This window comes from Acinetobacter sp. YH01008 (assembly GCF_013420435.1).
Lineage (GTDB): Bacteria > Pseudomonadota > Gammaproteobacteria > Pseudomonadales > Moraxellaceae > Acinetobacter > Acinetobacter pseudolwoffii.
The window spans coordinates 1-11,532 of the sequence record NZ_VOYD01000046.1; the positions used below are offsets into that span (position 1 = coordinate 1).

General features: G+C 42.2%; 8 protein-coding genes and 2 pseudogenes. 2 read left to right on the plus strand and 8 right to left on the minus strand.

Annotation, left to right across the window (positions count from 1 at the left end; all coding sequences use genetic code 11):
- Positions 1-181 (minus strand): annotated as a pseudogene (locus tag FTT75_RS14660) (IS3 family transposase); the annotation flags it as partial.
- 413 nt (positions 182-594) lie between these two features.
- Here FTT75_RS14660 and FTT75_RS14665 point away from each other — a divergent pair.
- Positions 595-1,767, plus strand: coding sequence for an iron-containing alcohol dehydrogenase (locus FTT75_RS14665; protein WP_004733137.1), 1,173 nt, complete (start codon positions 595-597; stop codon positions 1,765-1,767).
- 505 nt (positions 1,768-2,272) lie between these two features.
- On the opposite strand, the gene FTT75_RS14670 is transcribed toward FTT75_RS14665, so the two are convergent.
- Positions 2,273-3,454, minus strand: a complete 1,182-nt coding sequence (locus FTT75_RS14670; RefSeq protein WP_004647792.1) for a hypothetical protein — start codon at positions 3,452-3,454, stop codon at positions 2,273-2,275.
- A gap of 201 nt (positions 3,455-3,655) precedes the next feature.
- Between FTT75_RS14670 and FTT75_RS14675 the strand changes: the two genes are divergently transcribed.
- Positions 3,656-5,167: an aldehyde dehydrogenase family protein gene (locus FTT75_RS14675; RefSeq protein ID WP_004281961.1), complete on the plus strand. Its 1,512-nt coding sequence runs from the start codon at positions 3,656-3,658 to the stop codon at positions 5,165-5,167.
- 177 nt (positions 5,168-5,344) lie between these two features.
- On the opposite strand, the gene pnuC is transcribed toward FTT75_RS14675, so the two are convergent.
- The 6 genes and pseudogenes from pnuC to FTT75_RS14705 form a co-directional block, all read right to left on the minus strand.
- Complete coding sequence (gene pnuC / locus FTT75_RS14680; protein WP_180186764.1) at positions 5,345-5,914, minus strand: nicotinamide riboside transporter PnuC; 570 nt, start codon at positions 5,912-5,914, stop codon at positions 5,345-5,347.
- Between the two features lie 28 nt (positions 5,915-5,942).
- Positions 5,943-8,138 (minus strand): TonB-dependent siderophore receptor, encoded by a 2,196-nt coding sequence (locus FTT75_RS14685; protein ID WP_180186766.1) that lies wholly within the window; start codon positions 8,136-8,138, stop codon positions 5,943-5,945.
- Between the two features lie 51 nt (positions 8,139-8,189).
- Entirely contained in the window at positions 8,190-9,383 is a 1,194-nt protein-coding gene (locus FTT75_RS14690) for a phosphotransferase enzyme family protein (protein WP_005093759.1), read from the minus strand.
- A gap of 261 nt (positions 9,384-9,644) precedes the next feature.
- Positions 9,645-10,334 (minus strand): GntR family transcriptional regulator, encoded by a 690-nt coding sequence (locus tag FTT75_RS14695; protein ID WP_005093757.1) that lies wholly within the window; start codon positions 10,332-10,334, stop codon positions 9,645-9,647.
- Between the two features lie 207 nt (positions 10,335-10,541).
- Positions 10,542-11,162 (minus strand): class I SAM-dependent methyltransferase, encoded by a 621-nt coding sequence (locus FTT75_RS14700; protein WP_005093755.1) that lies wholly within the window; start codon positions 11,160-11,162, stop codon positions 10,542-10,544.
- A 28-nt stretch (positions 11,163-11,190) separates the two neighbouring features.
- Positions 11,191-11,391 (minus strand): annotated as a pseudogene (locus tag FTT75_RS14705) (carboxymuconolactone decarboxylase family protein); the annotation flags it as partial.
- Positions 11,392-11,532: the final 141 nt, after the last annotated feature.

An 11,532-nucleotide genomic window follows, 5' to 3' on the forward strand; every position in this document is an offset into this window, starting at 1 on the left:
TTATCTAAGTATTTTTGATACCAAACACGTAGTGTTTCAGGAGTACAACCCTTGCGCAGTATACTGCTCAGGGAGCAATAGCGGTGATCGCAGCCCAATTCGATGGATAATCTTTTTCAGATTCAATTAGTAATTGAACCGCTCTTTCTCTGATTTCAGGGGTATAGTTTGGTTTTTTCATCGGAATAGTCTCTCAGAATATTGACTCTCCGACAAACCCGGTACGGTTCAGTTTTATTACGGACCCAGTTTAGCTACAGTATCAGCTTTGTGGCTCTATGGGTATTTCTAAGCCCCGTACTTTTTATCTTTATCTTAAAAATGAATAAAGCATTTTAGTATTTATTTAAAATCAGAAAGTAGTAAACAGCCTAGTGTGCTATTCACACGCCCTTTATTAAACCAATCTACCCAGTATCTGCTAAACCTTGCCAATCTGCTTTTAAATACCTCAAATGCATTATTTTGGCTAGAATCAGAAATTTAAATTGGTAGGTATTTGGTAGGTAGGATTCTTTTTAGCTTCATCCAATACTCATATTACGGTGAGGGTCACCGATAAAATAATCAATCAATGGTAGAAGGAATCACCCCATGGCTTTTAAAAATATTGCAGATCAAACTAACGGTTTTTATATTCCCTGCGTTTCACTTTTTGGTCCGGGCTGTGCTAAAGAAATCGGGATAAAAGCACAAAATTTAGGCGCCAAGAAAGCACTGATTGTAACTGATGCTGGCCTGTTTAAATTTGGTGTTGCAGATGATATTGCAGATTATTTGAAAGAGGCAGGTGTTGACAGTTATATTTTCCCAGGTGCGGAACCCAATCCAACTGATATTAACGTGCATCATGGAGTTGAAGCTTATAATGAAAATGCCTGTGATTTTATTGTATCGTTAGGTGGGGGCTCATCACATGACTGTGCCAAAGGCATCGGTCTGGTCACTGCAGGTGGCGGACATATCCGTGATTATGAAGGGATTGATAAAAGTACCGTTCCGATGACACCACTGATTGCAATCAATACCACGGCAGGGACGGCTTCGGAGATGACACGTTTCTGTATCATTACCAATACCGATACCCATGTGAAAATGGCGATTGTAGATTGGCGTTGCACACCACTCATTGCGATTGATGACCCTAAACTGATGTTGGCCAAACCTGCCGGCCTGACTGCGGCAACAGGGATGGATGCTCTGACACATGCGGTCGAGGCCTATGTATCTACGGCTGCTAATCCCATCACTGATGCCTGTGCAGAAAAGGCGATCACCATGATCAGTGAATGGCTCAGTCCCGCAGTGGCGAATGGGGATAATCTAGAAGCACGGGATGCCATGAGCTATGCTCAATATCTTGCCGGAATGGCCTTTAATAACGCCTCTTTAGGATATGTGCATGCGATGGCACATCAGCTCGGAGGCTTCTACAACTTGCCGCATGGTGTTTGTAATGCAATTCTGCTCCCCCATGTTTGTGAATTTAACCTGATTGCTTGTCCTGAACGTTATGCCAAAATTGCCCAATTGATGGGGGTGAATACAGAAGGCTTAACCGTAACTGAAGCAGCTTATGAAGCGATTGGCGCCATTCGTCAGCTTTCGGCTTCAATTGGTATTCCATCTGGGCTGACGGAATTGAATGTAAAAGAAGCTGACTTGGCCATCATGGCGGAAAATGCACAAAAAGATGCCTGCATGCTGACCAATCCACGTAAAGCCAGCCATGCCCAAGTGGTAGATATTTTTAAAGCGGCGATGTAGTGCCTCAATGTAAGTCTTCTCTCCAAGCATCTGACTTACATTTTTAACAGCCCCTGTTTCACTTCCTGAGGAAGTGTGCCAAGAGCAGACATGCATTTTCCTGTTCCTGGCTGATCCTTTTGCCTTCATAAGAGGATAAAAGCGGGGGGTGTTTCTTTTTTATGAAGTCCCCTTCATTATGAATATCGACATTAATCCCATGGTAGAAAAATGCCACTATTTTTTTAGCCCGTTCTAGCCACAAATAAAATTTCATAGCGTATTATCTTACGATTATATTTGATCCCTGAGGAATAAACTGCGCGTCCTTCAAATGACATGAAGGTGAGCGTAGCTGATATCAAGCATCTAGGCAAACGGCAAACTGGGTAGCCACTGATAAAAATTTTAGGATCAGGTTCAGTCTAAATTAATAAGTAAACTCACAGTAAGCAAGGATAATACTTAATATTCCAGAATATTCCTATTTTAACTGTTTAGCTTTGTACCGACAGTTACATCAGCTTTAAAGATTTTTATATTTTAACAGAGTCTGATGAACGGGATGGTTTTTGGGCATCAGTTCAATCAGGCGTTCTACAGCATCAATCGCTTCAGGAAAATGTGCCACATGTTTCAGCAAGACATCGGTTTCATTAGCCTTGAAAATGGCATCGCTCAGGCGTGATTCCAGACAATCTCTCCAGGCGCATAGAAATGGACTTTCTGTTTTGGCCAGAAATACGCCGGTACATAATTTCAAGGCTGAATCGATATACCCAGCATCTAAAGATTGCTCTGTCATTAAAAAATCAGCCTCTACATGCGCCAATAAACGATAGGGTCTGGAACCCAGCATACCACCTAATAAATCGCGTAATTGTGACATTTCTGCTTTTAAAGTACCCATACTGACCTTGCGCTCGCCATATAAGGCTTGATGCAATGTATCTAGACTCAGACCCTGCGGACATAAGGCTAGAATGGTCAGAATTTCAATCTGTCGAGGAGTCAGAACCAGCATCTTGCCATTAAACAGCACTTGAGGTACTGAAAAAGCTCGAATAAACAGGCGCTGCTTCTGGCATTCTAGTAGAGCCGACTGGATGATCGTAGCACAGCGCTCCGCAGCTAGTAGTGCTAAACTGTTATGCTTTGGCCAGGTAGTCGACAGATCAATGACACCTAAGACCTGTTTTGAATAGGGATCAATAATCGGGGCAGCGTAACAAACCCAATCATGAATGGAGGACATGTAATGTTCACTGGAAAAGACACAGCTGGATTGTTGAGTTTTTAAGGATAATGCCAATGCATTGGTTCCGACTAGCTCTTCGCGCCATTGCCCACCTTCAATAAAATGTACACTTTCTGCGGCACTTTGCATTTGTGGGCTAGAAGCTGCCCAAATGATGGTGCTGCCGATATCTCCGACCGCCAGCACCATAGAAGATTGCTCGGCAATATGTTTTAAATCCTGAGCACAATGTTGCAGGGCTTGGGCTAAAGTTGAGGAAGAAGTGGTCTTTTTTAAATCCGTCAGCGGTGCTGCTAAACGATTCTTCGGGATTTCAGCCGAGGATGAACGTTGCCAGGAGCTGGCAATACTCTGTCCCAGCTGTTCTGCATGTAAGGGAGACAAACTGCTGTTTTGCCGAAGCTGATCAGTATTGTGCCTTTTTTCCATCAAATCTTGTTTTGTCATCATTCCTTATTCTCACAACAATTCATGATTTACATCCGCTGTAATCGTTATTTTTTTAAAATGGATGAAAATATCGTGAACATGCTAGCTCCAACCTTTTTCCAACCTTATACCAGTTATATTAATCAAATAAGATGCAGAAGTACCTTATACCAAAGCTGTAGAAGCGGTTTTGCCATACGAAAATAAGCAAAGGAAATACATATGCGTTACGTCGATCCTAATCAACCTGATTCAAAAGTTCATTTTAAAGCACAATACGAGAATTTTATTGGCGGCGAATGGGTCGCTCCGGTCAAAGGTGAATACTTTGACAACATCTCTCCGGTAGATGGCAAAGTCTTTACCAAGGTTCCGCGTTCTTCTGTAGAAGACATTGAATTGGCCCTGGATGCAGCGCACAAAGCCAAAGAACAATGGAACAGAGCATCGCCGACCACCCGCTCCAATATTCTGTTGAAAATTGCCGATCGTCTGGAACAAAATCTGGAACTGCTGGCAGTGGCAGAAACCTGGGATAACGGCAAACCGATCCGTGAAACGCTGGCTGCCGATATTCCGCTGGCTATTGACCATTTCCGTTATTTTGCCGGCTGTATTCGTGCGCAGGAAGGCGGCATTTCCGAAATTGATGAAGATACGATTGCTTATCATTTTCATGAGCCGTTGGGCGTCGTGGGTCAGATTATCCCGTGGAACTTTCCGATTCTGATGGCTGTCTGGAAACTGGCACCTGCCCTGGCTGCGGGCAACTGCATTGTGTTGAAACCTGCAGAACAGACTCCGGTCAGCATTCTGGTGCTGGCTGAACTGATTCAGGATATTTTGCCACCGGGTGTCCTGAATATCGTCAATGGTTATGGGGTTGAAGTCGGTCGCCCGCTAGCCACCAACCCACGCATTGCCAAGATTGCCTTTACCGGTTCCACCGCCGTCGGTCAGATGATCATGCAATATGCCACCGAAAATATTATTCCGGTGACGCTGGAACTGGGGGGTAAATCACCAAATCTGTTCTTTGCTGACATCATGGATCAGGAAGACGATTATCTGGACAAAGCGCTGGAAGGTTTTGCCATGTTTGCCCTGAACCAGGGTGAAATCTGCACCTGTCCATCGCGTGCGCTGATCCAGGAAAGTATTGCTGACGAATTTCTGGCGCGTGCCGTTGAACGGGTGAAACGGATTAAAACCGGGCATCCGCTGGATACTGACACCATGATTGGCGCGCAAGCCTCACAGGAACAGCAGGACAAGATTCTGGGCTGTATTGCCACTGGTCGTGAAGAAGGCGCACAGATCCTGACTGGTGGTGAAGCACGTCAGGAAGTGGGGCAAGGTTTCTATATTGAGCCGACTATCTTTAAAGGCACCAATGACATGAAGACCTTCCAGGAAGAAATCTTCGGGCCTGTACTGGCTGTGACCACCTTCAAAGACTTCGATGATGCGATCAAGATCGCCAATGATACGATTTATGGACTCGGTGCCGGTGTCTGGTCACGCTCAGCGCATACCTCTTACCGTGCAGGCCGTGCTATTCAGGCAGGTCGGGTCTGGACTAACTGTTATCACATCTACCCTGCCCATGCGGCTTTCGGTGGTTATAAAAAATCAGGGATTGGGCGTGAGAATCACAGAATGATGCTGGATCATTATCAGCAGACTAAAAACTTGCTAGTCAGCTATTCGACCAAACCAGCCGGGTTCTTTTAAGAAGTGAAATACATTCAAAGCGAACTTCGGTTCGCTTTGAATGTATGGTAGCTAGCTTTCACAAAATATCAGCAACATCTTCAAGCTGCGGCCAATTCAAATAAAGTTTTTAGTCTATAAATACTTTTTTTAAAGGAAAGAGCATCACCTCAAATTTCTATTTGCAATAGTGTCATTTTAAGATAATTTCACTCTATAAAGATTTCGCCACATTCTCCAGCCATTGAGTGCCAGAAGAATAAAAATAAAATAAAGCATGGCGGTTAAATACAATGATTTATGGGTGTACATACCGACATAAATCACATCTAGAACACACCACAAGCCCCAGCTTTCAATATATTTTTTTGCCGCCCAATAACTTGCCACCAAGCTAAAAGAGGCTAACATGGAGTCCAACCAAGGTAGTGACGCTGCGGTGAAATGAGCAAATAAGGCACCAATCACCAGACCAGCGACAATACCCACAATCAGGCTATATACCCAGATTTTTTTATTCAAATAGCCAATCTGTACAGTCAGATCCTGGTCTTGATCTTTCTTCGACCAGCTATACCAGCCATAGAGTTGCATCAAGATAAATACGGCTTGTAATGCTGCGTCTGCAAATAAATTGACACGATAAAAAATAATGATATACAGAAATACAGCGACAATATTCACTACCCAGCAGGCTTTATATTGTTTAGACGTCAACCAGACACCTAAAACATTTAAAATGAACGCTGCAATTTCTATATTTTCCATAGCAATATAACCTGATTAAGCAGCCAATTTAGAAGTTCAGATTGAATGACAAGGTTGCTGTACGCGGCGAACCCAAGAATAAATAATCGTCACCCAAAAATTCACCTGCATCACGCCAGTATTTCTTGTTGAACAGATTATTAATATTCAAGCGTAGCAATGCATCGGTCGTATTTAGCTTAAATTGATAAGCAGCGCCTAAATCAACCACACTATAACCTGCGACTTTCGCAGCACCCTCTTTGTTAGCATATTTGCTGGAACTGTATTGACCACCTGCCAGAACAGTGAAACCTGCAATGCTCGGTACGTTATAGCGAAGATGTGTTGCGAAACGAACTTTTGGCACGTTTTGCGCCTGATGATTGCCATATTCAACCGCTTCTACATTTTCTAAACGGGCTTTAGTCAAGGCTAAAGATGAAGTTAAGGCCAGATGATCGGTTAATGCACCATTCAGTCCGAGCTCCAGACCCTGACTATGTTGTTCGCCTTCCGCAACAAAATAGCGAAGTCCTGAAATCGGCTTGCTATATTGGTTGTCTTGGTGTAAATCAAATAGCGAGGCAGTCAATAAAAACTGCTTGATCTGTTGTTTTAGGCCAATTTCATATTGCTCTGAATAGATCGGCGCTAGAGTTTCAGCAGCATTCTCTGCAAACCAAGGCGCTGTCTTTCCATCTGACAAACCTTTGGCATAAGAGGCATACAGAGTTGTTGACTCTACCGGGCTATAACTCACTGCAAACTGTGGTAAAAATTTGCCTAAATCCGTATCACGAACTTTTATTACCTGCTTACCCTCTGCATCATAAGCATGTGCTTGTTCATCAAGCTCGATCCATTTTCCACCAATCAAAGTAGACCATTTCTCATTCCACTCAATACGATCTAAAACCGTAAAAGCAGTCTGTTCACTATCTAAAGCTTTAAAATAAGGACCTAGATTTCCTTCTTCTGGGATCCTGTCGTAGGTATCTTGGTAAATATTACCAACATAGTCTTCTGAATTTATGTACTGGTTTATACCGTTGTAACGATTTCTAGATTTATCGGTGTAAGTCAAATCAAAGTTAAGGTGATGTTGTACCCAATTGGTATCAATCACCCCATCCAATTTGACTTTAAATTGATTGGTTTTAAAGGTGTCATCCGGATTACGAAAATCATAAATATCATACTCGCCAGCTTTACCAAACGTGTTACAAGAATACTCTTCCAGACAGCCTTCCCGATAATAACCATAAGCAAAGCTTGAATAGTCATCAACTCTGGATTTACTGTGTGCTGCAACGAGTCCCAAGTTCCAGTCATCATTCAATGCATAGCTATATTTTAAACTGCTATTCAGACTATCGATCGTGACCGGTTTGCCCCAAGTCTGATAACCCAGCAATCGGTCCCATTTCACATTTTCTGGGACTTTACCATCCAGTAATTGATAACCTGGCACTGATTTTTGTTCGGAACGCTGTGCTTCAAGATCAAATTCTAATTTGGATTGCTCAGATGTTTTCCAATCTAAGGCCAATGCCGCTAGATAGCGTTCACCATCGACATGATCGACATAAGACTCCATCTGTTCATTCACCAGATTGATGCGATATCCGAATTGTTGCTCATCACCCCAAAAACCACCGAGATCAGTTGCCACTGAAAACTGGCCGTGTTGATCGGCCGAGAATGTCAGTGCCTGAATATCTTTCGGTCGCTTGGTGACATAATTCACAACCCCACCCGGGGTCGACATCCCACTTTGAATCGCGGACATGCCTTTTAAAATTTCCACACGTTCTTTATTTTCAAGTGCGACGTTTTGTTCACCACGAATCACATTGCCATTAATGAGGTAGCTAGATGCCAAATCGAGTGCAAAGCCACGCGAGACAAAGTTTGGATAATAGCCAATTGCGGCATAGCCATCACCGATGGCTGCATCATTTTTTACCACATCGCTCAGCACGCGAGCATGTTGTTCAGCAATGAGATCGGCAGTCACGATAGAGACCGATGCAGGTATTTTTTGCAGACTGTCCGTAGCAAAACCCTCAACATTCACTTTGGTACTTGAGTAAGGGATGCTTTGATCGGCTTTGATGACAATCGTGTCAAGCTTTTGAACATCGTCTTCAGCATAAGTCAGCGGGACTAAACACAGCTGCGACAGAATGATCATATTTAAAGATCGGATTAATACATTCTGTTTGAGTTGACGAGTGTTCATACGAAACCTTATGTCTGTGAAGTGGGTGATGATGCCGGGTTTAGAGAGCAACTAAGAAGAGTGCAATTCGTGTTGAATGAGCCGGGTTAAAGTCTGGGTAAATTGTTGGCCTTGTTCGCCAAAGAACCAGTCCACATGACCGATAATCCAGTCGTAATAAGCCGCATCTGCATGGTTGAGGTTGTGGGTAATGCCCACAAAATACTCCAGCTCTGAAAAAGCGAAATCCAGATGCACGATTTTCAGCAGTTCTGGCAAAATACTAAAATCTTCTTGTGGATGTATCTCGGAAAAATAAGCATGGAGAAAAGCGGTTAAACCGGCTTCATCAATCGGAATATGTGGGTTCTGCTTTAATTCCAACCAATCAATGAAATTACGTTCAATCGTCACAGCCAGATCATAAAGTGCCGAATTTCGGTCAGATAAACCAAAATCAATTACGGCAGTAATCTCCGCTTTGGCATCCGGTGCTGACCAAAATAGATTAGAAGCGTGTAAATCGTTATGGGTCCAAATTCTGCTTGCCTGTTGCAATACAGGCTGAATACGCTGGTGAACCTGTAAGATTTGATCTAAAAAGTAAGGATCTAAATTTTTGTCGGCACAGTAACGGCTTAATTCTGGACTGTTTACAATGCGCCGTTGAATGGCTGTAACGATATTTTCACTGTTTAAAAGCTGCTGATTGGACAATAAATAAGATGCTGATCGGCCTTGCCGCTCAGGAAAATCCTGCATGGCCATATGTAAGCTTGCCAGTAATTGCCCCGCTTTCGCAGCATGTTCAGCATAGAAAAAAGGTTTCCAGGATTGCTGATCTGCATACAGATCTAAGCCGGCTGCTTTTGCATAGACTTCATAGGTCCAGTCACCTAGCTCTAAAGCGGTCAGACCTTGATTTGAGCTAATCAATGCTGCAACAGGAATTTCTTTGCTAGCTAAATGCTGAAGAACGGCATGCTCCTGTAAAATATCGCGGGCACGACGAAAGGAACAATGGCTGCGCTTAATCAAATACTGATGCGCGACTATTTCATCCCTGCTCACAAGATCCTGCTCTACTTTAACCAATACTGCAGATGAAAATGGCCGTGGACTACACCACAAAATCTGAATATGACCTTGTAAACAGGAATACTGCTGCTGCAGGCTTTGTAATTCTGGATCAGAAATATGTGCCCAGTCTTTATTTTCCCAGGCATTGCCCATACCATGACCTAAATCATCAGTCATTGTGGTCATTATCAATATCCCTGAGCCAGATCATCATGTGGTAATGGAGAGTCATCATTTAAGCAAACATCTACACAGTATTTTCAAATACATTTAATATTTAAGGTTTGTCCCAAAATTAAGTGGTACATACCAGTATTAAATTGGAGGCAAGTTTAGCCTTTTAAATATAAAAATAGAATGCTTAATAATTAAAATTATTTTAAAAATAAAAAATCCTAAAAACACAGAAGTTTTTAGGATTTGAATGGATTGGAGATAAATATAAGCTTATGCGTGAATATCTAGGGTCATTTCAATTTTGTCCTGAGACCAGATTTCGATGTCATATTCAATCACCAGATCGTTTGATTTTGAAATACGTTCAATGTAAGTTGCTGTTTGGCTTATAGGAATTCCTAAATATTGGCTCTCAAAATGAGAGACACCGGTATTTTTAATTTTTAACTGACTACTCGTATAATCATAATCAAAGTGATTTTTAATGACATCTTGGACCGAAGTAATCACGTCATAATTCAGCACATCTGGAAATAGCGCAACAGGCAGATAATTGTATTCAAGGAGTACCGGGACATCATCAGCATAACGTAAACGGATAATTTCAATAAAGCCGAGTCTTCTCGTTGCTTCACTAAAAACATCACTGTGATCAAATCGCTCCAGCTGTCTGGTCGAGATCAGTTCTGTTCTGGCATTAAAACCCTGTGCCTTCATATAAGAACGAAAATTTTCAATTGAGTTTGGATAGTATTGAATTTTTTTATTACTCACAAACCAGCCGAGATTTTGCCGTTTGTAAATTTTATCTTCGGCACGAAGCTGTTCATAAGCCTTACGCACTGTTTCCCTTGAACAGTTAAACTTTAATGCCAAGTAACGTTCCGATGGAATCATTTGATTAGAACTGTATTTTTTCAATTCAGCCTCAATCAAATCTCTGATTTCCATATACTTCATTCAGTGAATCCAGCTCGTCAGCGTAAGTTATATTGATGGTACTAAATTAAAGAACAGAGGAAAATTAAAAAAGGTACAGATCAGTAAAAAGATACATTCCCTAGTCTTAATGAGAATTTTTACGGTAATGGTAATCCCCCCTAAAAATATTGATGATGAGAATGCAGGACCTTATCGTCAGCAAAATGTATTAAATTCACTTATGCTCTACTTCCTCACTTGTATCGCAAATTGAATAACATGGCATTTACCACAATGTAATTTTCCCTCCTGCCTTTCTTGCTCCCCGACATAAAAGTGATGGATGTGGTCCTGTCCGAAGACTTCTAGAATGCAACGAGGATCGTATAAATATTCGACATTTGAAGGACCACCAGTTTTATAGTCGATCTGTTCCTTTGAATATAGCTCACCAATAAACCATCCACCGTTGAGCAAGGATTTTCTTATGCCTTCTAAAACCTGTTTTTGTGTTTCTATATCGAAATGACCAAATACACAGATCACATTTTGATAAAACTCCGATGGCCATTGAGCTACTGTTAAATCAACATGTTTAAGTTCAACTTTTATCCCTTGGGCTTCAGCCTTGCTGGACAGATGCGTCAAAGCAACATCAGAATAATCCCAGACTTCCGCTGAAAAAGGGTAACCCTGCTGTCTTGCCCGCTCAGCCAGGTATAAGATATTCCGTCCTTCACCTTCAGCAATTGCCAGTGTTTTACCCTCTATTCGGATTTTGTCCGAAATTTGCTGAATGAAAAGATTTGCTGCTGTGCCATACAGATCTTGCGTCCGGGCATACAATTCATTCCAGTGCTGACTCATTTCAGCCTCCATTTACTAAACGATTCAATCAGCTGGAAAACTCTTTAAATGCCTCTAGGGCATTTGCGGCATACATCAATGAAGGTCCTCCACCCATATAGACGGCAACGCCTAAAACTTCTTCCAGTTCCCGTAGGGTCATGCCCATTTTGACTAAGGTTCGAACATGAAAACCGATACAACCATCACAACGTGCCGCCACACCAATCGCCAAGGCAATTAACTGTTCCTTAAAATGTAGTCAAACATAGTCAAGGACTAATTCGCACTCTGTTAATGTCTTGTTGCCAAACGTGTAACTAGAGCCTGAGTCGGTCAGTTCCGACTTATAGCGATCAGTCCGTTCTTGCAATATACGCTTTACAGTTTT